The organism is Rhodospirillales bacterium (genome assembly GCA_016699855.1).
GTDB lineage: Bacteria > Pseudomonadota > Alphaproteobacteria > Reyranellales > Reyranellaceae.
The window spans coordinates 2,594,748-2,619,029 of record CP064988.1 but is presented as its reverse complement, the minus strand read 5'-3'; the positions used below and the strand labels follow the sequence as shown (position 1 = coordinate 2,619,029).

Sequence of the window (24,282 nt, the reverse complement as noted above, 5' to 3'; positions counted from 1 at the left end):
TGCGGCCTGCTACACGGGCGCGCGCGGCGGCGCCGATCTCCCGCCCGGTCGTACCGACGGATCCATGCCGCCCGCTCCCCTTCCCGCCGCCACGCCGCGCCGCGACCCGATGACGCCGGGCATGATCGCGCTGCTGGCGCTGCTCTCGGCGTTCGGGCCGATGTCGATCGACATGTATCTGCCGGCGCTGCCGACCTTGGCGCGCGATTTCCGCGGCACCCCGGCGGATATCCAGCTCACGCTGACCGCCTTCGTGATCGCCTTCGGCTTCGGGCAGATCGTCTACGGGCCGTTGGGCGACCGCTTCGGCCGTAAGCCGGTCCTGCTGGGCGGGGTGGCGCTCTACACCGTCGCTAGCGCGCTTTGCGCGCTGGCCGCCGATTCCGGCTACCTCGTGGCGCTGCGCTTCCTCCAGGGACTGGGCGCCTGCGCCGGTTCGGTGATGGCCCGCGCGATGGTGCGCGATCTGGCCGAGCGCGACCGCGCCGCGCAGGTCATGTCGATCATGATGGCTTGCGTCGGTCTGGCGCCGATGCTGGCGCCGCTCGTCGGCAGCGAGTTGCTGGAGCGCTTCGGCTGGCGCGCCATCTTCTGGTTGCTCACCGGTTTCGGGATCACCTGCCTGCTGGCCGGTGGTCTGGGCACCCGCGAGACCTTGAAGCCCGAGCATATTCAGAAGCTTACGCCGGGTCCGCTGGCACGGCGCTACGTCGCTCTGGCGACCACGCGCGATTTCGTCGGCTACGGGCTGACCGGCGGCTTCCTGTTCGCGGCGATGTTCTCCTACATCTCCGGCTCGTCCTTCGTGTTCATCGACCGCTACGGCTTCACGCCGCGCGAGTACGGCCTGCTGTTCGGCCTGAACATCGTCACGATGATCTCCGGCGCCACTCTCAACAGCCGCATGGCGCGCCGGTTCGGCGCCGGCCCGGTCCTGCGCCGCGTCGTCTGGGTGCCGTTGATCGCCGGTTCGGCGCTGATCGTCGCCGGCGTGGTCGAGACCCGGACCGGTATGCTCGGGCCGTGGCCCTTCATTCCCTTGTGCATGGCGCTGGTCGGTTCGATGAGCGTCGTGGCGCCCAATTCCACCGCCAGCGCGATGCAACGCTTCCCGCACATGGCTGGAACCGCCTCATCCCTGCTCGGATTGACCCAGTTCGGGTTGGGCGCCGTTTTCGGCGTCGCGGTCGGCCATCTTCTTGATGGCACCATCCTGCCGATGGCCGCGTTCATGGGGCTGGGCGGGGTCCTCTGCTTCACCGCGCACCGGGCGCTGGTACGCGCCTAGAGGGGGCGCCGTCTCCGGCCGGCCGGGCGGAGCGATTCCAGCCCGCCAAAAAACACCGATATTCCAATGACATAGGATTGACGCCTCGCGTGGTTTTCGGCATAATGCAGCAAGTTATTGTTCCTTCGTCGGACCATCGTCCGTCCGACCGACCGCGGGGTTTTCCTTCGCCATGACGAAATCGGAACTGATCGCCAAGCTCGCGGCGCTCAATCCGCACCTGTACCAGCGGGACGTCGAGCGCATCGTGGCGACGATCTTCGACGAGATCGCCAGCGCTTTGGCGCGCGGCGACCGGGTCGAGTTGCGGGGCTTCGGCGCGTTCTCGGTGAAGCAGCGCGATTCGCGCACCGGCCGCAATCCGCGCACGGGCGAGCAAGTGTCTGTTTCGGAAAAGAAAGTGCCGTATTTCAAGACCGGCAAGGATCTCCGCGACCGCATCAACAAGGAATTCGCGGCGCAGCTCGCGACGCAGGGCATCTTCGTCGACGCGACCAAACTGCGCTGAACCGCGGGCGCGGCGACCTCGCCGCCGACAATCTCGCGACGACACGTCCCGCCCCCAGCCTTTGCGGCGGCGCGCCGGCCGGCTAGGCTGGCGTCATGAAAACCCTCTCCCGCATCCTGCTCGCGGCGTTCATGCTGATGGGCGCGGTGTTCGCCGTCAGCAACCGCGAGCTGGTCGAGCTACGCTTCTGGCCGTTACCCGACATCTGGGTGATGCCGCTGTTCCTGGTCATCGTCCTGATGCTGCTGATCGGCGTGCTGGTCGGCCTGAGCATGGGTTGGTTCACCGGCCGCAAGCACCGTCGGATCGGGCGCGAACGCGGCGAGGAGGCCGACCGGCTGGGCCGCGAGGTCGCCCGTCTCAAATCCGAACTCGCGCAGCGCGACGCCGAGACCGCCAAGGCGGCGGGCAAGGCCGCCGCGTCGACCACCGAGATCCGCGCGCTGGAGCGCCAGGCCGCCCTGGTCGATCCCGACGCGGCCGACGCCGCCAAGGTCGTCCGCTGATGCGCATCCTGGACGCCAACGAGGTCGACGCCGCGCTCGACGATCTCGCCCTGATCGACCGCCTGCGCGACACCTTCCGCGCCGGCGTCGAGATGCCGGTGCGCCACCATCACCCCATCCCCGCGGCGACCGGTCCCGGCTCGGCCGACGCCATGCTGCTGCTGATGCCCGCGTGGGCGACGCCGCCCAAGGATCGCGGCGGCGCCACTGGCCGCATCGGCGTGAAGATCGTGACGGTGTTCCCCGACAACGGTCTGAAATCGCTGCCCGCGATCTACGGCCAGTACCTGCTGCTCGACGGCGCCACCGGCGCGTCGCTGGCGCTGCTCGACGGCACCATGCTGACCAAGCGCCGCACCGCGTGCGCGTCAGGTCTGGCGGCCGGCTATCTGGCCCGGACGGACGCCGCCTCGCTGCTGGTGATCGGCACCGGCGCGCTGGCGCCCCATCTTGCGCGCGTCCACTGCAAGGTGCGGCCGTCGATCCGCGACGTCGCGATCTGGGGCCGCACGGCGGCGCACGCCGAATCTCTGGCGCGCGAGCTGTCGGAGTCGTTGCCCAAGGCGCTGGGCCGCGCCGTGACCGTCCGCGCCGCCGCCGACCGAGAGGCCGGCGTGCGCGGCGCCGACATCGTCTCGTGCGCGACGCTCTCGAAGACGCCGCTGGTCGAGGGCGCCTGGCTTAGGCCCGGCGCGCATGTCGATCTGGTCGGCGCCTACACGCCCGCGATGCGCGAGAGCGACGACGCCGCGGTGCGGGCCGCGATGGTGTTCGTCGACACCAAGGCCGGCGCCTTGAAGGAGGCCGGCGACATCGTGCAGCCGTTGCAAGCCGGCGAGATCGACGAGGACGACGTGCTGGCCGACCTGTTCGACCTCGCCCATGGCCGCCACCGCGGCCGCGAGCCCCGTGACGGGAGCGGGATCACGCTGTTCAAATCGGTCGGCTGCGCGCTCGAGGATCTCGCCGCGGCGGAGCTGGCGGTCGAGCGCCCGTGAGGATCGCGGCGATCTCCGACATCCACGGCAACCGCCTCGCGCTGGAGGCCGTGCTCGACGACATCCTCAGACGCGGCGTCGATGCGACCGTCAATCTCGGCGACATCCTGTCGGGGCCGCTCGATCCCGTCGGCACCGCCGGCATCCTGATCCCGCTCGACCTGCCGACCATCCGCGGCAACCACGAGCGGCACGTGCTCGACGATCCCGCGGCGAGGCTCGGCAGGACCGACGCGTTCACGCGTGGCGCGCTGGGCGACCGCGAGCGCGGCTGGCTGCGCGCGCTGCCGGAGACGCTGAGGCCGTCGGACGCGGTGTTCATGTGCCACGGCACGCCTGGCAGCGACCTGGTCTACTTCATGGAGGACGTCGACGGGGCGACCACGCGGCGCGCGACACTGGACACCGTCACCCAGCGCGCCGGCGACTGCCGCGCCGAGGTGATTCTGTGCGGCCACACCCATGTGCCGCGCAGCCTGCGATTGGCGGACGGGCGGCTCGTGGTGAATCCCGGCAGCGTCGGATTGCAGGCCTACACCGACGTCGAACCGAATCCGCACGCCGTCGAAATCGGCTCGCCGCACGCCCGCTACGCCGTGATCGAGAAGCGCCGCCACGGCTGGCGCGTCGAGCATGTCGAGCTGGACTACGACTGGCACGCCGCCGCTCGCCAGGCCGCCGCCAACGGCCGCGACGACTGGGCGCGCTGGCTCGCGACCGGCTGGAACTGACGGCGGAGGCGCGGGCACGATGCACGTCCTCATCATCGGCGCCGGAATCATCGGCCTGTCGGCCGCGCGGGCGCTGCTGCGCGACGGGCACCGCGTCACGGTCGTCGAGCAGGGGCCGATTCCGAATCCGCAGGGCACGTCGGTCGATTCGCACCGCCTGATCCGCCGGCCCTACGGCACCGAGACCGGCTACATGCGGATGATCACGCACGCCTACGCGGCGTGGAACCGCTGCTGGGACGATCTCGGCGTCAAGCTGTGCGTCGACACCGGCTCGCTGTCGCTGAGCGCGCGGGGCGACGACCGGCAGGCGGAGTCGCTCGCGCTGCTGCGCGCCGAGGGCTATCCGGTCGAGGTGTTCAGCGCCCGCCAGCTCGGCGAGCGCTATCCCATGATCGATCCCGCCGGCATCGAGACGGCGTTCCTGTCGCCGGAGGGCGGCGTTCTGCTGGCCGACCGCATCGTCGTGGCGCTGGCGCGCTGGCTGGCCGAGCGCGGCGCGACCTTGCGCGCCGACACGCGCGTCGTCGACATCGACCTGGACGCCGCCGCGGCGACGCTGGCGGGCGGCGAACGCCTCGCGGCCGATCTGGTGCTGGTGGCGGCCGGCGCTTGGGTGGGCGCGATCGCGCCGTCGATGGGGAAACTGGTCGAGCCGTCGCGCCAGGTCGTGGCCTACATCGATCTGCCCGACGATCTCGCGCGCGGCTGGGCCGAGCATCCTTCGCTGCTGTCGGTCGGCGCCGATAGCGGCTTCTACCTCGTGCCGCCGGTGGCGCGGCCCGATGGCACCCGCACCCGGCTGAAGATCGGCGACCACCTGTTCAGCCGAGTCGGCGATCCCGCCGCCGATCCGCGCGTCGCGTCAGCCGAGGAGACGCTGGAGGTGGTCGAGCAGGCGCGGGGCCGGCTGCGCGATCTCGACCGCTACCGCATCGCCGAGGGCAAGGTCTGCTACTACACCGTCGACATCCGCGACGGGCATGAGACGTTCCGCTCGCTGCCGCTGGGCCGCGCCGCGTGGGCGATGTCGAACTGCTCCGGCCACGGCTTCAAATTCGCCGCCTGCCTCGGCGAGGCCTTCGCCGACATGGTCGCCGGCCGCCGCGCGGCGGACGCGTTCACGCGCTACGCGGCGGGGGAAATGTCGTAGGATCGCGCGCCTGTTCTCCGGGGGGAGGAACGCCAGCATGGCCGACGTCGAAATCCGCAAGATCGTCACCGCCGTCGAGGAGACGTGGCACGACGGCGGCGCGCCGCTCGACGAGCCGGTGCGCAAGGGCGCCATCGGCGCGGTGATCCGCAACCCCTACGCCGGCGCCTACGAGCCCGACATCCAGCCGATGATGAAGGCGCTGGAGCCGCTGGCCGTCGACATCACGCGCCGCCTGATCGCGGCGCTGGGCGCCCGCGGCGCCGAGATCGAGTCCTACGGCAAGGGTGCCATCGTCGGGACAGCCGGCGAGCTCGAGCACGCCGCGCTGTGGCACCAGCCCTCGGGCTACGGCATCCGCGAGGCGATGGGCGGCGCCAAGGCGATCGTGCCCTCCACGGTGAAGGTCGCCGCCGCCGGCGCCACCATCGACATCCCGCTGCACCACGCCAACGCCGCCTATGTGCGCAGCCATTTCGACGCCATCGAGTTCCGTGTGCCCGACGGGCCGCGTCCCGACGAGATCGTCTACATCGTGGCGCTGGCCATTGGCGGCCGCCCCCACGCCCGCGTCGGCGGCCTCACGCCCGCCGAGATCAAGCTGTGGGACGGGCAGCGGTAGCGCAGCGGATCATCCGCCGTCTCAGGACCTGTATCCGCCGCGTCACTTCGGACACCAGCCGTCCCTGCGGCCGCCGCCGTAGACGTGCGCGAGGCCGCGCTCCAGCAAGGCGGCGCCGAGATCGGCGCCGTCGCGCGTCGACAGCCGCGCCACGATGCGGCCGCCGTACTTGTCCTCCGACAGATCGCGCAGCCACACCTCGCGGCCCCCGACGCGCTCGACCACGAAATCGCGCGCGTCGCGGGCGCGCTGTCGTTCCTCCGGGCAACGGCCGTGCAGCTCCGGCGTGTCGACGCCGCGCAGCCGCACGTCGGTCACCAGCTCCTGGCGCAGCCAGATGCGGGCGCGCACGCGCAGCGTGTCGCCGTCGACCACGCGCTCGACGAAGCCCGGGATCGGGCCGCTGAGCGGCGACCGTCCGCTATCGGCACCGGCGGTGACGATTCCACCGGCCGCGAGCGCGACCAGCGACAGCACGAACACGACACGACGCATGGCACCTCTCCGGTCCTATGCGTACGCGCGGCGCGTCCGGGCCATCCCCGGTTCGGCAGGCGGCATTCGCGTGTCTGAACGGTGGCGAAGGCGCGGCGGGCGTCGGGAGCACAGCCCGATTCGCTCGATGCGCGCCGTCGGGCACGCTCCGCCGTCATCCCGAGCGCGGCGAGGGATTGTTCAGCGGTGGAAAGATCCCTCGCCGCGCTCGGGAGGACGGGTTTATTCCAGTCGATCAGGACGCTCTAGAAGTCGGTGACCTTGCCGCCGTATTGCCAGTCGCCGTAGCGGGTCGGCTCGGGGCCGGGCGGGCCGCCGATCTCCTCGACCTTGGCGGCGGGCGCGGCCGGCGCCGCGGGCTTCGCCGCCGCCGGCGCCGGCTTCGGCGCGACGACGTGCGTCTTGAGGCGGCCGGCGGCCGGTTCCGGATCGGGGGCGGACGGCTTGGCGCCGGAGGTCTCGTCGCTCATTGGATGGATATGGCCCCGCCGGCGCCCGCCGCCAAGCCTTGATCCGCCGCCGCGAAGGACCATCTTCCCCGCGTCTGGAGGATTTCGATGAACCATCTGCGCACCGGTCTCCTGCTCGCCGCGCTCACCGCGCTGTTCCTCGTCGTCGGCTACGCGCTGGGCGGCCAGGGCGGCATGCTGATGGCGCTCGGCTTCGCGCTGGTCGGCAATTTCGTGTCGTACTGGTTCAGCGATTCGATCGTGCTGCGCATGTACGGCGCGCGCGAGGTCGGACCGGACGACGCGCCGGGCTACTACAACCTCGTGCGCGACCTGGCGGCGCGCGCCGACATGCCGATGCCGCGCGTCTACATCATCGACAGCGACCAGCCCAACGCCTTCGCCACCGGCCGTTCGCCGGCCCATGGCGCCGTCGCCGCGACCACCGGCCTGCTGAACGGACTGAGCCGCGAGGAGGTCGCGGGCGTCATGGCGCACGAACTGGCGCACGTGAAGAACCGGGACACGCTGACCATGACCGTGGCGGCGACCATCTCCGGCGCGATCGGCGCGCTGGGCAGCATCTTCGCGTTCTCGTCGATGTTCGGCGGCCACCGCAACGGCGAGGACCGGCCGAACCCGATCGTCGGCATGGCGATGATGATCCTGGCGCCGATCGCCGCCAGCCTCGTGCAGATGGCGATCAGCCGCTCGCGCGAGTACGAGGCCGACCGCGGCGGCGCCGAGATCTGCGGCAACCCGCTGTGGCTGGCCTCGGCGCTGGGCAAGCTCGAGACGATCGCCCGCGGCGGCGTGCCGAACTATCCGGCCGAGCGCAATCCGGCGACGGCGCACATGTTCATCGTCAATCCGCTGTCGGGCGAGGGCCTCGCCAGCCTGTTCTCGACCCATCCCGCGATGGCCGAGCGCATCGCGCGGCTGCACGCGATGGCCGCCGCCATGCCGCCGGTGGGCCGCGGCCGGTATCCGTCCGCCGCGGCGGCTAGCCCGTGGGGCGCCACTCCGCCGCCGCGTCCGCGCGGTCCGTGGGGTTGAGCGGGGCGGCGGTCGCCTCGACCAGACGGCCACGGCATATCTTCCCTTCTCCCCCGTCTTCGCGGGGAGAAGGTGGCGCGTAACGCCGGATGAGAGGCGCTGCGCGGCGGTCACACGGGATCGCCGTCATCGCGCACGAACACGGCATTGCTGAAGACGAAGACCCCTCATCCCCGCCGCGGCTGCCGCGGCGTACCTTCGGGCACCTTCTCCTCCGAAGACGGGGGAGAAGGGAGGAGAGGCGCTACCGGCAATCATGCCGGCGTCTCGACCAGGCGGCCGCGGCCGTCGGCGCCGGGGCCGAGCGTGATCAGCCGGTCGTGCCACGCCTTGAGCGTCGAGCGGTGGCCGACCGAGACGATGGCCGCGTCGGGCAGGCGCTCGCGCAGCGTGTCGTAGAGCGCCCGCTCCGTCTCCTCGTCGACCGACGCGGTCGCCTCGTCGAGGAACAGCCAGTCCGGCCGGTAGAGCAGCGCGCGCGCCACCGCCAGGCGTTGCTGCTCGCCCGGCGACAACACCCGGGCCCAGTGCGCGACCTCGTCGAGCCTGCCGGCGAGATGGCCGAGGCGCACCGCCGCCAGCGCGTCGCGGATCGCGGCGTCGTCGGCCGGCGTGGCGGGATCGGGATAGCGCACGGCCTCGCGCAGCGAGGCGATCGGCAGATAGGTCTTCTGCGGCAGGAACAACGCCCGCGCGCCCTTGGGCACGCGCACCGTTCCGCGGCCGAACGGCCAGATGCCGGCCAGCGCGCGCAGCAGCGTGCTCTTGCCGCCGCCGGACGGACCCATCACCAGCGCGCGTTCCGCCGGCCGCAGCGCGAGCGCGGACTCCTCGATCAGCGCCGCGCCGCCGTCCGGCAACGACAGCGTCAGGCCTTCGACCGCGATATCCGGCCCGTCGTGTTCGCGCACGGTCGGACCCGCCGGCGTGGCGGCGGCGGCGGCGATGGCGTCCTCGAAGCCGCTCAGCCGCTCCATCACCGCGCGCCACTCCGCGATCTCGCGGTAGTTGTCGACGAAGTACGACAGCGATCTCTGCACCTGTCCGAAGGCCTGCGTGATCTGCATCAGCACGCCCAGCGTGATGGCGCCGGCGAAGAACCGCGGACCGGCGACGATGTAGGGGAAGATGATGGCGATCTGGGTGTAGGTCAGCGAGTAGGTGTTGAGGCGCAGCCGCGCCACGATGATGCGCCAGAGGGTGTCGATGACGCGGCCGAAGCGCGCGACCAGCGCCGGCCGCTCGTGGCGCTCGCCGCGGTAGAGCGCGATAGCCTCGGCGTTCTCGCGCACGCGCACGAGGTCGAAGCGGAAATCGGCCTCCAGCTTCTCCTTCTGGTAGTTGAGCGCGATCAGCGGCCGGCCGACCAGGTGCGCCAGCGCGGTGCCGACCACGGCGTAGACGATGGCGACCCAGACCATGTAGCCGGGCACCGTCGCGCTGCCGCCGGCCAGCGCCAGCGTGATCGGCCCGCCGAGATTCCACAGCAGCGCCACGAAGGAGATGAAGGTGACGACGGCGCCCAGCACGCCCAGCGTCTGCTCGACGGTGTAGTCGACGAATTTGCGGACGTCCTCGGCGATGCGCTGGTCGGGGTTGTCGGCGCCGCGCGTCAGCTCGACATGGTAGTAGGCGCGGCCCGCCAGCCAGCGCTCGAGATACGCCGCCGTCATCCAGCGCCGCCAGCGCAGCTGCAGCGTCTGGCTGACCGTGTACTGCGCGAGGAAAGCGCCGACATAGACGGGCGCCAGCCACGCGAACATCCACATCGACGACCAGAAATCGTCCTCGTTCTTGGCCTCGAGCGAATTGTAGAATTTGCCGTACCAGGCGTTGAACAGCACCTCGGCGCCGACGGTTCCCAGCGTCAGCCCGATCACCAGCACGCCCAGCGCCAAGGCCGGCCAGCGGTCCTCGGAACGGAAATACGGCGTCGCGAGCGTCGCGAGATCGCGGAAGAAGCGGCGGCGGGCGGGCATGGCGGTCCTCGGCTCGGGCGTCGCCGCGCATCCCCTGGCGCGCGGCGCGCGGACCATACCGCGTTCCCCCGTCCGTCGCGCCGCCCGCCTGCCCGGTCTTCGCGAGGGATGCGGAATCGACTAACAAATCGTTCTATTACAGATGATTGCCAGGATATTCTTGCGCGCAATGGGAATACGCGCTATAGTGGTAATTCAATCGAGGCGAGGAGATCGGCGTGTATGTAGCCGCGGCTTTCGCGCTCGCCGTTTGCGTCGCCATGACGTTGGGCGTCGTGGGCGCGATGGTGGAGACGCTCTGACGCCGTAACACGGCGCCCGCCCGGATGGCGGCCGTCGCCCTCGCGCGACGCCCGGGGTATTGTCGTCGCGACATGCCGACGTCGCCGCCGCCATCAGCGTCATCCCCACCCGCCGCCGATCCGATCATCGGGCGCCGGGTGGCGTTGTCCGTGCTCGACGCGGTGCTGCGCCGCGAGCAGCCTTTGGACGACACGCTGGCGCGCGACGCCGGCTTCGCCGCGCTCGATCCGCGCGACCGCGCCTTCGTGCGCCTGCTGCTGGCCACGACCCTGCGCCGTCTCGGCGAGATCGACGCGACGCTGGCGTCGCGGCTCGAGACGCCGTTGCCGCCCAAGGCCGCGGCCACGCTCGACACGCTGCGGCTGGGCGTCGCCCAGCTGTTGTTCCTCGCCACGCCCGCGCACGCGTCGGTCGACACGTCGGTGCGGCTGGTCGAGTCGATCGGGCAGCGCCACCTCAAGGGGCTGGTCAACGCCGTGCTGCGGCGCGTCGCGCGCGACCGCGACGGCGCCTCGCCCGACGGCGCGGACGGCGCCGATCCCGCGCGGCTCAACACGCCATCATGGTTGTGGGAATCGTGGGTCGCCGCCTATGGCGAGGCCACCACCCGCGCCATCGCCGCGGCGCATCTGCACGAAGCGCCGCTCGATCTGAGCGTCAAAGGCGGCGCCGAGACCTGGGCGACGCTGCTCGAGGCCGAGCTCCTGCCGACCGGCACGTTGCGGCGCGCCGCCGGCGGCCGGATCGAGGATCTGCCGGGTTTCGCCGACGGCGCGTGGTGGGTCCAGGACGCGGCGGCGGCGTTGCCGGTGCGCCTGCTCGGCGACGTCGCCGGCCGGTCGGTGCTGGACCTCTGCGCCGCGCCCGGTGGCAAGACGATGCAGCTCTGTGCCGCCGGCGCCCGCGTCACCGCCGTCGATCTCTCGCCACGCCGCCTGACGCGGGTCGGGGAGAATCTCAAGCGCGTCGGACTGACGGCCGAGCTGATCGCCGCCGACGCGACCAGGTGGCGCCCGACGGCGGCGCCCGACGCCATCCTGCTCGACGCGCCCTGCACCGCCACCGGCACCTTGCGGCGCCATCCCGACATCGCGTGGTTGAAGGACCGCGAGGACGTGGCGCGGCTGTCGCTGGCGCAGGACCGCCTTCTGGCCGCCGCCGTGGGGATGCTGCCGGCCGGCGGAACACTGGTCTACGCGGTGTGTTCGCTGCAGCCGGAGGAAGGTCCGGCGCGGATCGAGGCGGCGCTGGCGCGCCTGCCGGTCACCCGGATTCCCGTCCGGCCCGAGGAACTGCCGGGGCTGGAAACAGCCATCACCGCTGCGGGCGATCTCCGGACGCTCCCCTGCCATTGGCCCGAACGCGGAGGGCTGGACGGGTTCTACGCCGCTAGATTGCGGATCAAATAGAAAAAACCATTAGTTTACATATATATGCAACATTTTGTTGACATAGACTCTCAGCTAATATAGCAGTTCCATGTGGCGACACTCCTGTCGCGTCCGCTCCGGGCGCCGGGGGCGGCGCCATCTATTTCGACCTGCCGGGCGGGCGTTTTGGCCCGGGAGATATTTTTCAGGGGCTCGAACGCGCGGACCTGTCCGCGCCGCCGGGCCCGCCGCCGGGGCGATTGGCGCCGTGGCGGCGACCCGCGGATTTCGGGAGCGCCGTGATGGCCAATTTCTTCGGTGGCGGAGGCAACGAGAGCTGGACTGGTGGTTCCGGCAACGAGACCGCCTATGGCGGCGGCGGCCGCGACACGCTTAACGCGGGCGGCGGCAACGACACGATCTACGGCGGGACAGGCAACGACACCATCATCGATGGCGACGGCAACGACACGGCGTACGGCGGCGACGGCAACGACCTCATCTCGCACGGCGGCTCCAGCGGCGACGATATCCTGTTCGGCGACGCCGGTGTCGACACGTTGCTGTCGGGCAGCGACGACGACATCATCTACGGTGGGACGGAGCGCGACACTGCGGCGGCCTCGGACGGCCAGGACACGGTGTTCGGCGGCGACGGCGACGACTTCCTGTTCGGCGGCGTCAACACCACCGCCGGCTGGGTCGACACGGTCTACGGCGAGGTGGGCAACGACACCCTCTATGGCGGCGCGAGCGCCGACCTCGTGTACGGCGGCGTCGGCAACGACATCCTCGGCGGCGATATCGACTACACCACCGTGCTGGGCACGACCGGCGCCGACACGATGTACGGCGACGCCGGCGACGACACGCTGTGGGGCGATCACTTCAACAACAACGCATCCGGCGTGGCCGACACGCTGTTCGGCGGTGCCGACAACGACACGCTCAACGGCGAGGCGGGCGCGGACTCCCTCTACGGCGGCACCGGCAACGACACGCTGATCGGCGGCGACGGCGCCGACATCCTCGGCTTCGACGCCGACCGCACCATCGCCGCCGGCACCGCGTCGACGGTGCGGCTGGGCGACGGCTCGAGCGCGGCGTTCACGATCACCACCGACAGCACCGCCGGACGCAACTGGTCCTACGACCGGTTCGAGGGCGACCTGACCAGCGGCACGGTGGCGTCGCCTACGGGCGACACGCTCGTCGCCACCTCGGGCGCCGACCTGATCGTCATGAACACCGACGATCTCTACATCGGCGGTGTGGCGCAGACCTCGGCGACGGCGCGCGTCAACCAGATCGAGGTGATTCTCGCCGGCGCCGGCGCCGACGTCGTCTCGATGGTCGACGTCACGGGAACGTCCGCCTACACCTCGCTGGCGACCAACATCACGATCGTCGGCGGCGACGGCAACGACGTGATCGCGTCGGGCTCGGGCAACGACCTGGTCGTCGGCGGCGAGCTGTCGAGCGGCGGCAATTCCGGCGGCGCCGACGACCGGCTGTTCGGCGGCCTCGGCAACGACGTCCTCTACGGCGACCTGAACGGCGTCAGCGTCGCCGGCAGCGGCGACGGCGCCGACACGATGTACGGCGGCGACGGCACCGACACGCTCTACGCCGCCGGCGGGAACGACACGTTGTTCGGCGGCGACGCCGACGCCACCGACGACGGCGGCCGCGACCGCCTCTACGGCGGCGACGGCAACGACGCGCTGCGCGACTACGGCAACATCGACCTCGCCTATGGCGGCGCCGGCGACGACGTCATGCGCTTCCACATGACCTCGGGCAACGCCGTCATCTACGGCGACGGCGCGGGCGCGGGCACCGACGGCAACGACGATCTGTTCCTGTCCGGTACCTACGGCACCGTCACCGTCGATCTCGGCGGCGGCAACGACTACTTCGTCACCTACGACAGCCTGGTCGCCGGCAGCGGGATCGACAGCGTGTTCGGCGGCATCGGCGACGATGTGATCTCGGTATTCGCCGGCAACGACTCGATCGACGCCGGCGGCGGCAACGACGCGATCTGGGGCGGCGCGGGCGTCGACACGATCGTCGCCGGCTCCGGCAACGACTACCTCTACGGCGGCAGCGGCGGCACGTCTGGCACGCCGGATATCCTCAACGGCGGCGCCGGCGAGGACTGGTACTACATCAGCAGTTCCGACGCCTACACGACGCTGGTCGAGAGCTGGGCCTCGGCGGCCGACCGCGTGAACCACATCGTGCTGTGGGGCACCTACGATTCCAGCGGCATGGTCGCGGGATCCGGCGTCAACGAGACTGGCGGCACCACGGGTCTGTCGCTCGGATATCTGCTCGGCGCGCACACCGGCGCCGGCGCCGGCGGCGAGGTCAGCATCACCTACACCAGCGCCACCAGCGTCACGATCACGGTCGGCGGCGCCACCATCGTGTTCGATCCCAGGACCGTGGTCGATATCACGATGTGGAACAGCGACGCCTCGATCCTCGACCGGCAGCAGGAGCTGTTCACCTGGGATGACGCCGCGCGCGGAGGTCTCGGCGGCTTCGTCTTCGCCGGGTACATCGGCTGAGGGCGCTGATGGCCGCAGCAATACGGCGAGACTAATACACAATAATCACAGTCTGTTAGTAGATTTGTTTGACATTCTACTAACGAATTGATAGGAAGGTGCGTCGGCCGAAATTTCCGGCGCGATGCCTCCATCTCCGCGATGGAGCGATGGTCTCGGGTGTTTTCGGCGTTTTCAGCGTACCGGGCCGACGATTTTCTGGTCCGGATGTTTTGAAACCAAAAGCATGGAAGGACATCGATAGTGATCGCCTCGGCGCGACGCGTCGCGCCGTAAATCCCTCACTGGAGCACTCTCGCCCGTTCCGGCTCTCCCCAAGGGCCGGCTGTCGACACGGGACAGGGAGCGTGACTACCGCCAGGCAGATACCCGCTCGTCTCGTCTCTCTCTCCGACGGCGATCGATGGCGGCGCCCCGCGACGGCGGGCGAGATGCGACTGCGAGGGGTTCGACGACGGTCACGGTCCTCATCCGCGCCACGCGATCCGCGCGTCATCCGACGCCGGCACGACTGAATTCCGCGCCATCCCGTCAGGACGGCGCGCAGCCAAGGAGGCAGCCATGGTTTTCGGCATCGATCTCGAGGGCGGGCTGGACTGGCGCCGGATCACGAGCATGGCGCTGCACGCGACCGTTCTGGTCCTGGCGTCGACGCTGGGCGTGTTGTGCGTCGCGTCGCTTCTGACGCCGGGCGTGACGCTGACCTGAGCTCGACGGACACGCACGGCGGACGCCGCCGGCGCTGGACTGGACGCACGGAAATCCCGCGCGCGGACACGCGAGACGTGACCCGTGGGAGGGGGGGGACGGGAGATCCGCGAGGATCTCCCGTCTTTTCGTTCAGGGCTGCCGCGACCGCGAATTTTCCGATGATCGGTCGAAATTCATCACTTCCCGGGCGCTAGATCTCCGTAGACGGCAAAATTGAGTTGGCCGGCAGAACTGGTAATTAACTAATTGATATAATTAGTGTTTTTTCATCAAGCGAAGGTTATTTACGCTGCTTTAACGATAGTATACCGATGCCATAAATTGTTATAAATCAACAGCTTGGGGAATCAGGTTGCCCCAAGGTCGAATTTGCCGCAATAAAGCGAGGTCCGCCGTGAGGCGGAACGCGGCTCATAACAGGGTCGTGACGGGGCATAAGCAAGCAATGTGTATGGGACCGGTTTGCGGTCCTCAAGACTTGATCGAAGGTGTGGGACGACATCGATTTTGCCGGGTGAAGGGGTGGGTCGCGTAGTTGGCCCTCGGCGGTGAGCACACCGCCTTCCCAGATGGTTACCGCCGACATCGACCAGGTTTGCCGTGGGGACGGAAAACAGGGTCGCCGGACGAGGCTCGAACGTGGACCGCCGCCTGTAGGTGGCTTCCATGGGTGGAGAAAGCCGCGCTGGAATCGGAGGGCACCTCAGTCGGTCGGACGACGTCGCACCAAAAATATCAGGAAGGTGAGACGATGATGTCCGAGAGATTCCGTGAATTCGTCGAAGGACACTGGGTACCGCCGTTTTCCGAGCGGTTTCGCGAGTACGTCGAAGGACACTGGGAATCGGCGGCCGCCGCGGCGGCGCTGACCTGCTGCATCCTCCTCGTCACCCACATCTGAACCACGACGCGGAACGCCGGCCATGAAAGCGCTTCCACACGGCCAGCGGGCCGACGGCGGGGCCTCGGCCGCGCTGCTTCTGATGACGGCGGCCCTTCTGGCCGTCTCGTGCTTCGTGATCGGCGCCGTTCTCCCGTTTATCGTCGGTAGTTGATCGGTCCGGCGCCACGGGCGCCGGATGGAGGAATTTCGATATGCCAGTCGACCGTATCTCGAGCACCAAGACTCCCGCCCGCGCCGTCGCGCGGACCGCCACGCATCAAGGTCTGTCGGCCGGCTGGTCGGTCGCCGCCGGACTGCCGCTGCTGGTGACGCTCTTGCTGCTGGTCGCGCCGCGGCTGGTCTGACGCAAGCCCGATCCGTCCGCCGGGCGCGCACGCGCCGCCGCGACGCGGTCCGCGCAAGGACGACGGTGGAGGGCTTGCCACCGATCGTCGCGCCGGACCGCCACGCGCGGCGCTGAACGCGCCACGGGGGACGGATCGGTTCGATGGTGACGAGGCCGGCGGCGTGGGGACCGCCGGCCTCCGATCCGTCCGGCGCGGCGGCGCCCGATCCGCCATCCATCGCTTGCCATCGCCGCCATCGACCCGCAGCATCGCCGCGACACCGCGTCCGGGTCCGCGCGTCGTTCTCGCTTCCGCTCCGGGCGCGCGACGCCGCGGTCGACCGCGGTGACGGAGTTGCGCGATGCCCGGTCGTATCTGGTACTTCGTGGCGGCGGCGATATTCGTCGCGTCGATCGCGGGCGCCGTCTGGATCGCGATCGCGCGCACCGGCGGCATGACCGCCGGGTTGACGCAGATCGTCGTGCCCGGCGGCGCCACGCTCGAGCTCAAGACGCCCGGCACCTACACGATCTTCCACGAGCGCACGAGCCAGGTCGACGGCCGGGTCTACGAATCGACCGGCATCTCGGGCATGCGCGTCGCGGTGCGCTCGGTCGCGACCGGCAAGAGCCTCGTCGTGCGCTCGCCGAGCGGCAGCTCGACCTACAATTTCGGCGGCCGGTCGGGCCGTTCGGTGCTGGCTTTCGACGTCGACCAGCCCGGCGCGTACGAGCTCACCGCCGGCTACGACGACGGGCGGCGCGAGCCCAGGACCGTGCTGGCGGTCGGCAGCGGCTTCCTCGGCGCGCTGTTCGCGACCATCGCGCTGTCGATGGGCATCGCCTTCGCCGGCATCGCGGCGGCGCTGCTGATCGCGATCATCACGCTGCTGCGCCGCCGCCGCGCGCTGCGCGCCGCCGGCGCCATCCGTTAGTCCACATCTCCGGCGAGGGAGGGATCGGCCATGAGCGCGCTTCTACTGGAGACGGCGGCGGTGAATTTCGAGGCGGCCGAGATGCAGACCGGCGCGCGCCAGATGGGCTTGATCGCGCTGGGCTTGAAACAGCTCGCCCGCGGGCTCAAGCCCTGACGCCGGCCCGCGTCACGCCTTGCCGGGATCGATCAGGAACTTCTCGCCGGTGGCGCGCTTGTTGTAGATGGCGATGTTCGCGGGATCCAGCACCTCGGGAAGCGAGACGACGCGCGTGTAGCGGCTGGCGAAGGTCGTCTTCAGGTTGGCCACGACGCGCTCGCGCAGCCGCGCCTGGTCCGGCCGGCCGATCTTCTGCAGGAACGGCGTCAGCAGCCAGCCGCCGACTCCCCACGCCATGCCGTAGGCCCGCGTCAGCTCGATCGGCGCGGTGTTGAGGCCGCCGTAGATGTAGACCTGCTTGTGCACGCTCGAGCCGTAGCGGTTGTAGGTGGTGGCGGTCTTGTTGATCGCCGCCTCCATGCAGGTGAGGATCTGGTTGGCGAGCCGGCCGCCGCCGATGGCGTCGAACGCGATCGTGGCGCCGGTCTCGACCAGCGCCTGCGTCAGGTCGTCCATGAACGTCGCCGAGGTCGAATCGACGACGTGCTTCGCGCCGATGTCGCGCAGGATCCTCGCCTGCGCGGCGCTGCGCACGACGTTGACCAGGCCGATGCCGTCCTCGAGGCAGATCTTGTTCAGCATCTGCCCCAGGTTCGACGCCGCCGCGGTGTGCACCAGCGCCTTGTGGCCCTCGCGCTTCATCGTCTCGGTCATGCCCAGCGCGGTCAGCGGATTGACGAACCACGAGGCGCCCTCGGCCGCCGTCGTGCCGGCCGGCAGCGGTTGGCAGTCCGACGCCTTCAGCAGCCGGTACTGCGCGTACATCGCGCCGCCGACCATCGACACCGTTTTGCCCTTCAACGCCTGCGCGGCGTCGGACGATCCCGCCTTGACCACCGTGCCGGCGCCCTCGTTGCCCACCGGCATCGATTCGTCGAGCCGCGTCGCCAGCCCGGCCAGAGCCGCCGCCGGCACCTTGGCCACGACCTTGATGTCGGCGCCCTTGCCGCTCGACGTCGCCGTCGACATGTCGGCCGGCCCCAGCAGCAGGCCGAGATCCGACGGATTGATCGGCGTCGCCTCGACCCGGACCACGACCTGCTCGGGCCCCGGCTCGGGGATGTCGACCCGCGCCAGCGACAGCTCGAGCTCGCCGCTCTTGCGGATCAACGACCGCAGCTGCAGTCCCGATAGCTTACCGATGTCGGCCATGGTCGTTCTCCTTCGTTCCACGTGGCGCCGCGCCCGGGCGCGGCCGATGCGGCGCACTAAAGCACATTCCATCCACGTCGGCGCGCCGCGCGCCTCCGCGTCAGGGAGCCGCGCGCCGGACTCGCGCGCGGCCGCCATCCGGCCTAGGCTCGCCCGGTGCCCGGCGCGTCCGGCAGCGCCGCGATGGAGGGTTGCGATGGCGGGTCCGTGGGACGCCGTGGTCGCCTACTGGGGCGACCCGCTCCAAGGCAAGCCGGCGGCCGAGATCGCGGCGTTCTACCGCCGCCTCGGCGTGTTCATCGAGAGCGTCGTCGGCGCCGGCAACTCGGCCTCGTCGCGGTTCCTGCTGCACTGGCTCGACGGCAAGGGAGCGCCGCTGACCGCCGACGCGTCGGTCATCAGCGACCTGCCGGAGGTCAAGGCCTACCTCGCGAACGAGGTGCGGACGGTGTTCCTCACCAGGAAGCAGATCCACAAGACGGGCAGATGGGGCGGCATCGGTCCGCGTCTCAAGCGGTCGCCGCCGTTCGACAAGACGCCGCCGCAGGACGCCGCCGGCAACTATCCGATGATGTACGAGGGCCCGCCGGTGGGCACGATCACGCAGATGAAGTTCGCCGAGATCATGAAGCGCTACAGCGAGACCAAGACGATCACCGAGCAGGAGAAGCGCTACCTCGACGTCTTCACCTCGTTCCACAAATTCGGCATCAAGTCCGACGTCGTGGTGTCGGCCCGGCCCGGCGCCGGCCCGGCGGGCGCGGGCGTCTACCGGATCGAGTTCGTGTCGTGGACCTCGACGGCGTTCGACACCTACAACTGGAACTACGATCTCGGCTTCCCGGTCCCCAACCCCGATTTCGGCTCCAAGGACGCCAAGGCGATCGCCGCCGACAAGGAGGTCGTGGTCATCCGCCACGCCCACGCCAAGACGGTCAAGGACGCGGGGCTGGCGCAGGATTTCGAGGTCAAGACGACGCCGTGGAGCCCGATGGACGCCACCATCAACGGCCCCGACTCCATCAATCTCGCCCGCCTCGGCATCTGAGGCGCCGGCCGGCGGGCCCGGCGCGCGCAACGTTCCGTCGCCACCCGCGTTGTCGGCGTGGCGCACTCCGATGAAGAGGACCACGTCCATGCCGAAGCCATATCTCGCCGCCGCCCTGACGGCGGCCGCGATCCTCGCCGCCGCGCCGGCCTTCGCGCAGAGCTACGGCCCGTGCCAGCGCAACACCGGTGGCGCGCAGATGGCCGGCCCGTTCAACGTGCTGTTCGATCTCGGCAGCGCCAAGCTGCGGCCCGACGCCGCGGCGGTGGTCGCCGAGGCGGCGCAGAAGGCCAAGGACCGCCAGGTGGCGCAGATCTGCCTGCTCGGCCGGGCCGACAAGATCGGCGATCCGGCGGCCAACGAGCGCCTGTCCAAGGCGCGCGCCCAGGCCGTCGCCGCCGAGCTCACGCGCCGGGGCATCCCGGCGAAGAACCTGCTGATCGACCCCAAGGGCGAGGCCGCCGGCGGTCTCGATTTCGGCCGCCTCGACGCGTCGGTCAAGGATCGCAGCGTCACCATCGTCTTCGCGCGCTAGAGCGAATTCCCTGAAACGCGAGTCGCGGGGGATTCCCAAGGCGAGGTGGAGATGATTCGATTCCTCGACGGATGTCGGAGGGGTCGATGGGCAAGGCGTACAGTCAGGATCTGCGGGAACGGGTGGTCGCCGCGTTGGAGGCCGGGCTGTCGACGGGTGAGGCGGCGGTCCGGTTCTCGATCGGGAAGGCGACGGCGGGCGCGTGGGGCCGGCTGAAGCGCGCGCAGGGCGACGTGCGGCCGGCCAGGCAGGGCAAGCCGAAGGGTTCGGTGCTGGACGCGCACGCGGACTTCATCCTGGGGTCGCTGGAGGAGAAGCCCGACACGACGCTCGACGAGATGGTCGAGCGGCTCGCGGCGGAGCGCGGGTTGAGGGTGGTGCGGACGGCGGTCTGGAAGTTCCTCGACCGCCGCGGCCAGACGTATAAAAAAAGACCGCGCACGCCAGCGAGCGGGAGCGTCCGGACGTGAAGGAGGCCCGGCGGGCGTGGCTGGAAGGCCAGCCCGGCCTCGCCGCCGCGAAGCTGGTGTTCATCGACGAGAGCGGGCTGTCGACCAAGATGGCGCGCCTGCGCGGCTGGGCGCCCAGAGGCCGGCGCTGCCGCGCCGCCATCCCCCACGGACACTGGAAGACCGTGACCTTCGTCGGCGGGCTGACGCTGGCCGGCTTCCTCGCCCCGATGGTCCTCGACGGGCCGATGGACGGCGACGCCTTCCGGACATGGTGCGAGCGGATGCTGGCCCCGGCCCTGCGCCCGGGCGACATCGTCGTGATGGACAACCTCGCCGCCCACAAGGTCTCCGGCGTCAGGCAGGCCATCGAGGCCAGCGGCGCGACGCCGCTCTACCTGCCGCCCTACTCCCCGGATCCCGACCCCATCGAGAACGCCTTCGCCAAGCTCAAGGCGCACGTCCGCAAGCTCGCGGCCAGGACCATCGACACCCTCGAGGCCGCCACCGCGGACGCTCTACGGAGCTTCAAGCCGCAGGACTGTCAAAACTTCTTCGCCCATGCAGGCTACGGCTGCGATTAACGGGAATCTGCTCTAGCGGCGCGCTCGGCGCGCTCGCGCCGCGCAACGTCCGGCGCGTCGCGGCGTTGCATCGACGGCGATCCGGCGCGGGAACGGCCTCCACCCGACCCGCCGACGGACCGCCAGGCGCCCGCCGCCGGAATCGACCGGCCGGCGGGCGCCGCGTCCCATCCCCGGGAATGCCGGAGCAACGCGATGCGCGATCCCTCGGATCCCGGATTCGCCGACGTCGTGGCGATCTCCTCGGTCGTCTGCGGCGCGGTGCTGCTGGTGGCGTGGCTGGTCGTCTGATCGCGACGGCGGCGACAAACGAAGGGCCCGGCGGTTTCCCGTCGGGCCCTTGTTTTTGTTGGTGGAGCCAAGGGGGATCGAACCCCTGACCTCTACAATGCCATTGTAGCGCTCTCCCAGCTGAGCTATGGCCCCGAAAATCGTGCCCGGCGCGATGGGGCGCGTCGGACGCGGCGGAACATATGGACGCGTCCGCCGCCTGACAAGGACGAAAATGCCCGCGCGACCGCGCCTTAGCGGCCGCCGCGTCGCTCCGTCCTCAGGTCTCGTCGTCCTTGTCGACCTTGTCCTCGATCTCGACCTCGACCTCGATGTCGTCGTCGTCCTCGAGGTCGTCCGTGGTCTCGATCGCCGCCTCGTCGCCGTCGCCCTCGACCTCGGGCAGGTCGCCGGCCTCGCCGATCGGCACGCCGTCGACCGTGGCTTTCTTCTTCGGCGCCGCCGCCGCCGCCTTGGCGGCCGCCGCCGCGGCCGAGACGCGCGAGCGCCGGGCCTTCACGAAATCCTCGGGGTCGTGCGCGTGGCCGCATTTCGGGCACGCGATCGGGTTGTTGTTCAGGTCGTAGAACCGCGCGCCGCAGCCTTGGCACGTGCGCTTGGTTCCCCACGCGGCCTTCACCATCTCTGATCCTCGCTGGCCGGAGTCCGGGCGCGCGGCGACGACCGGCCCAGCCGGCCGTCCCGCGCGGAGAGGCGGGCGTGTGCCACGCCCGCGGCCGCTTGTCAAAGCGGGTCGGCGCTCGAGGCGCGCCCCTCGATATCCTCCCTTCTCCCCCGTCATCGGGGGAGAAGGTGCCCGAAGGGCGGATGAGGGGTCTTCGTTCTCTTCGCGGCGGTCGCGTCCGATCGGACCAGCGCGCCCCTCATCCGGCGCTCCGCGCCACCTTCTCCCCCGATGACGGGGAGAAGGGGAAGACACGTCGCGGACCGCTTTTGACCCCGTCGCCCCGCCGCCTTCCGGCGTGCTAGACGATGGCCCCACGCCATCCGCTCCCGCCCGTCGAGCCGTCCCATGCCGCATGCCGCCGCCCCGTTGAAACTCGTGTCGCGACCGGTGGCGCGGCTGGAGGGGCGCGCGCGGGCGCCGGGCGACAAGTCGATCTCGCACCGGGCCCTGATGTTCGGCGCCATCGCCGTCGGCGAGACCACCATCGAGGGCCTGCTGGAGGGCGAGGACGTGCTGTCGACCGCCGCCGCCCTGCGCCAGCTCGGCGCGCAGGTCGAGCCGACCGGCCCCGGCGCCTGGCGCGCGCGGGGCACCGGCGTCGGCGGCTTCCGCGAGCCGGCCGACGTGCTCGACATGGGCAATTCCGGCACCTCCGCCCGCCTGCTCTCGGGCCTGCTGGCCAGCCACGCCTTCACCAGCTTCATGACCGGCGATGCCTCGCTGCGCGGCCGCCCGATGCTGCGCGTCATCGAGCCGCTCTCCCGCATGGGCGCGCGCTTCACCGCCCGCGCCGGCGGCCGCCTGCCGATGGCCGTCACCGGGCCGGAGATCACGCTGCCGATCGAGTACCGCCTGCCGGTGGCCTCGGCCCAGGTGAAGAGCGCCATCCTGCTGGCGGGGCTCAACACGCCGGGCGAGACCACCGTGGTCGAGCCCGAGCTGACCCGCGACCACACCGAGCGCATGCTGGAGGGCTTCGGCGCCACCGTCCGCGTGCGCGTCCTCGACGACGGCGCCCGCGCCGTCACCATCGTCGGCCAGCCCGAGCTGACCGGCGGCCGCCACATCGTCGTGCCCGGCGATCCGTCCTCGGCCGCCTTCGCCGTGGTCGCCGCGGCGATCCTGCCGGGCAGCGACGTGACCGTGGAGAACGTCGGCCTCAACCCGACCCGCGCCGGGCTCTACGCCACGTTGCGCGAGATGGGCGCCGATCTAGTGGAGGAGAACCCGCGGGTGATGGGCGGCGAGCGGGTCGCCGACATACGCGTGCGCGGCGGCCGCCTGAAAGGCGTCGACGTGCCGCCGCACCGCGCGCCCAGCATGATCGACGAATATCCCATCCTCGCCGTCGCCGCCGCCGTGGCCGAGGGCACCACGCGCATGCTCGGCGTGGCGGAGCTGCGCGCCAAGGAGAGCGACCGGCTGGCCAGCGTCGCGGCCGGGCTGGCGGCGAACGGCGTGCGCCACGACATCGGCGCCGATTTCCTGCACGTGCACGGCGCCGGCGGCGCGCCGGCCGGCGGCGGACTGGTGGCGACGCATCTCGACCACCGCATCGCCATGGCGTTCCTGGTGCTGGGCATGGCGAGCAGGGCGGCCGTCGCCGTCGACGACGCCCGCCCCATCGACACCAGCTTCCCCGGCTTCACCGCGATGATGAACGCGCTCGGCGCGAACATCGCGGAGGGGTGAGTTTCTCCCTCTCCGCCGCTTGCGGGGAGAGGGGAAGGCCCGCGCGTAGCGCGGAAGGGTGAGGTGGTCGTCGTGTAGTCATCGCCCTTCGAAGCTGAAAGCCACAGACACCGATACCGTCATCCCGAGCGCAGCGAGGGATCCTTCCGCCGCCCCAAGATCCCTCGCTACGCTCGGGATGACGGAAGAGCCCTCCGGGGTCAGGCCTGCAAAACGGCAAATTTGGCCGCCGCGCTTGTCGGCCCGACGAACCGCCGATAGCGTTCGCCGATCCACGGCCGGGGAGGCCGCCTGTGTTCCGTTCGCCCACCGCCGAGTCGCCGCGCGCCGGTCTCGACCGCGCGTTGATCGACCCGGCGTGGTTGCGGCGTCAGGTCGGCGTGGTGCCGCAGGAGCCGGTGCTGTTCAACCGCTCGGTCCGCGACAACATCGCGTTGGCGGACCGCACGGTGTCGATGGACCGGATCGTCAAGGCCGCGACCATGGCCGGCGCGCACGACTTCATCCTCCAGATGCCGGAGGGCTACGACACGCAGATCGAGGAGCGGGGGATGAACCTCTCCGGCGGACAGCGGCAGCGCATCGCCATCGCGCGGGCGCTGCTGATGGACCCGCGCATCCTGATCTTCGACGAGGCGACCAGCGCTCTCGACGCCGAGACGGAGGCGATCGTGCAGGACAACATGGCGGAGATCGTGAGGGGGCGGACGGTCATTATCGTCGCTCACCGAGCGTCGGCGCTTAGAATCTGTACGATACAAATTGCCCTCCCGCGATGATGCGAGAACCGGAGACT

23 protein-coding genes, 1 tRNA gene and 1 pseudogene are annotated in these 24,282 nt (G+C 70.4%); 19 read left to right on the top strand and 6 right to left on the bottom strand.

The window, feature by feature from the left end:
• Nucleotides 1–64: 64 nt before the first annotated feature.
• The 7 genes from IPK81_12350 to IPK81_12320 all read left to right on the top strand — a co-directional run bounded on the left by IPK81_12350 (nt 65) and on the right by IPK81_12320 (nt 5,806).
• A complete protein-coding gene (locus IPK81_12350) occupies nt 65–1,288 on the top strand; it encodes a Bcr/CflA family multidrug efflux MFS transporter (GenBank protein QQS14862.1) in 1,224 nt (407 codons plus the stop codon).
• Nucleotides 1,289–1,460: 172 nt separating this feature from the next.
• Complete coding sequence (gene ihfB, locus IPK81_12345; protein ID QQS14861.1) at nt 1,461–1,796, top strand: integration host factor subunit beta; 336 nt, start codon at nt 1,461–1,463, stop codon at nt 1,794–1,796.
• Between the two features lie 95 nt (nt 1,797–1,891).
• A complete protein-coding gene (locus IPK81_12340; GenBank protein ID QQS14860.1) occupies nt 1,892–2,302 on the top strand; it encodes a LapA family protein in 411 nt (136 codons plus the stop codon).
• On the top strand, nt 2,302–3,300 hold the full coding sequence (locus tag IPK81_12335) for an ornithine cyclodeaminase family protein (protein QQS14859.1): 999 nt from the start codon (nt 2,302–2,304) through the stop codon (nt 3,298–3,300). The genes IPK81_12340 and IPK81_12335 overlap by 1 nt, the downstream gene beginning before the upstream one ends.
• The gene (locus IPK81_12330; protein QQS14858.1) at nt 3,297–4,031 is read left to right on the top strand and encodes a metallophosphoesterase family protein; all 735 of its coding nucleotides are present in this window, start codon (nt 3,297–3,299) and stop codon (nt 4,029–4,031) included. Before IPK81_12335 ends, IPK81_12330 begins: the two co-directional genes overlap by 4 nt.
• Before the next feature lie 19 nt (nt 4,032–4,050).
• Entirely contained in the window at nt 4,051–5,184 is a 1,134-nt protein-coding gene (locus IPK81_12325) for an FAD-dependent oxidoreductase (protein ID QQS14857.1), read from the top strand.
• Nucleotides 5,185–5,221: 37 nt separating this feature from the next.
• Nucleotides 5,222–5,806, top strand: a complete 585-nt coding sequence (locus tag IPK81_12320; protein QQS14856.1) for an amino acid synthesis family protein — start codon at nt 5,222–5,224, stop codon at nt 5,804–5,806.
• A gap of 42 nt (nt 5,807–5,848) precedes the next feature.
• Here IPK81_12320 and IPK81_12315 read toward each other — a convergent pair whose 3' ends face one another.
• A complete protein-coding gene (locus IPK81_12315; protein ID QQS14855.1) occupies nt 5,849–6,301 on the bottom strand; it encodes a thermonuclease family protein in 453 nt (150 codons plus the stop codon).
• Between the two features lie 245 nt (nt 6,302–6,546).
• On the bottom strand, nt 6,547–6,771 hold the full coding sequence (locus IPK81_12310; protein ID QQS14854.1) for a DUF1674 domain-containing protein: 225 nt from the start codon (nt 6,769–6,771) through the stop codon (nt 6,547–6,549).
• 87 nt (nt 6,772–6,858) lie between these two features.
• Between IPK81_12310 and htpX the strand changes: the two genes are divergently transcribed.
• A complete protein-coding gene (gene htpX / locus IPK81_12305) occupies nt 6,859–7,806 on the top strand; it encodes a zinc metalloprotease HtpX (GenBank protein QQS14853.1) in 948 nt (315 codons plus the stop codon).
• Nucleotides 7,807–8,060: 254 nt separating this feature from the next.
• On the opposite strand, the gene IPK81_12300 is transcribed toward htpX, so the two are convergent.
• Nucleotides 8,061–9,785, bottom strand: coding sequence for an ABC transporter ATP-binding protein/permease (locus IPK81_12300; protein ID QQS14852.1), 1,725 nt, complete (start codon nt 9,783–9,785; stop codon nt 8,061–8,063).
• A gap of 374 nt (nt 9,786–10,159) precedes the next feature.
• Here IPK81_12300 and IPK81_12295 point away from each other — a divergent pair, with 374 nt between their 5' ends.
• The 6 genes from IPK81_12295 (at nt 10,160) to IPK81_12270 (ending at nt 16,909) form a co-directional block, all read left to right on the top strand.
• Entirely contained in the window at nt 10,160–11,497 is a 1,338-nt protein-coding gene (locus IPK81_12295) for an MFS transporter (GenBank protein ID QQS14851.1), read from the top strand.
• Between the two features lie 263 nt (nt 11,498–11,760).
• Entirely contained in the window at nt 11,761–14,034 is a 2,274-nt protein-coding gene (locus IPK81_12290; GenBank protein ID QQS14850.1) for a hypothetical protein, read from the top strand.
• A gap of 561 nt (nt 14,035–14,595) precedes the next feature.
• Nucleotides 14,596–14,742: a hypothetical protein gene (locus IPK81_12285; protein ID QQS14849.1), complete on the top strand. Its 147-nt coding sequence runs from the start codon at nt 14,596–14,598 to the stop codon at nt 14,740–14,742.
• A 673-nt stretch (nt 14,743–15,415) separates the two neighbouring features.
• Nucleotides 15,416–15,646, top strand: coding sequence for a hypothetical protein (locus tag IPK81_12280; GenBank protein QQS14848.1), 231 nt, complete (start codon nt 15,416–15,418; stop codon nt 15,644–15,646).
• 194 nt (nt 15,647–15,840) lie between these two features.
• Nucleotides 15,841–15,993: a hypothetical protein gene (locus IPK81_12275; GenBank protein ID QQS14847.1), complete on the top strand. Its 153-nt coding sequence runs from the start codon at nt 15,841–15,843 to the stop codon at nt 15,991–15,993.
• A 343-nt stretch (nt 15,994–16,336) separates the two neighbouring features.
• Entirely contained in the window at nt 16,337–16,909 is a 573-nt protein-coding gene (locus tag IPK81_12270; protein QQS14846.1) for a hypothetical protein, read from the top strand.
• 168 nt (nt 16,910–17,077) lie between these two features.
• Here the strand turns inward: IPK81_12270 and IPK81_12265 are convergent, their stop codons facing one another.
• Nucleotides 17,078–18,220: a zinc-binding dehydrogenase gene (locus IPK81_12265; protein ID QQS14845.1), complete on the bottom strand. Its 1,143-nt coding sequence runs from the start codon at nt 18,218–18,220 to the stop codon at nt 17,078–17,080.
• Between the two features lie 196 nt (nt 18,221–18,416).
• Between IPK81_12265 and IPK81_12260 the strand changes: the two genes are divergently transcribed.
• The 3 genes and pseudogenes from IPK81_12260 (at nt 18,417) to IPK81_12250 (ending at nt 20,836) form a co-directional block, all read left to right on the top strand.
• A complete protein-coding gene (locus tag IPK81_12260) occupies nt 18,417–19,268 on the top strand; it encodes a hypothetical protein (protein ID QQS14844.1) in 852 nt (283 codons plus the stop codon).
• Nucleotides 19,269–19,356: 88 nt separating this feature from the next.
• Nucleotides 19,357–19,803, top strand: coding sequence for an OmpA family protein (locus tag IPK81_12255; GenBank protein QQS14843.1), 447 nt, complete (start codon nt 19,357–19,359; stop codon nt 19,801–19,803).
• 86 nt (nt 19,804–19,889) lie between these two features.
• Nucleotides 19,890–20,836: pseudogene (locus tag IPK81_12250) on the top strand (IS630 family transposase).
• A gap of 350 nt (nt 20,837–21,186) precedes the next feature.
• Here IPK81_12250 and IPK81_12245 read toward each other — a convergent pair.
• Together IPK81_12245 and IPK81_12240 are read right to left on the bottom strand one after the other, a co-directional pair.
• Nucleotides 21,187–21,262 (bottom strand) — tRNA-Ala (locus tag IPK81_12245).
• 124 nt (nt 21,263–21,386) lie between these two features.
• Entirely contained in the window at nt 21,387–21,749 is a 363-nt protein-coding gene (locus IPK81_12240; GenBank protein ID QQS14842.1) for a TIGR02300 family protein, read from the bottom strand.
• 390 nt (nt 21,750–22,139) lie between these two features.
• Between IPK81_12240 and aroA the strand changes: the two genes are divergently transcribed.
• Both aroA and IPK81_12230 read left to right on the top strand, forming a co-directional pair.
• Complete coding sequence (gene aroA, locus IPK81_12235) at nt 22,140–23,486, top strand: 3-phosphoshikimate 1-carboxyvinyltransferase (protein ID QQS14841.1); 1,347 nt, start codon at nt 22,140–22,142, stop codon at nt 23,484–23,486.
• A 206-nt stretch (nt 23,487–23,692) separates the two neighbouring features.
• A complete protein-coding gene (locus IPK81_12230; protein ID QQS15080.1) occupies nt 23,693–24,265 on the top strand; it encodes an ATP-binding cassette domain-containing protein in 573 nt (190 codons plus the stop codon).
• The last annotated feature ends 17 nt before the right edge of the window (nt 24,266–24,282 follow it).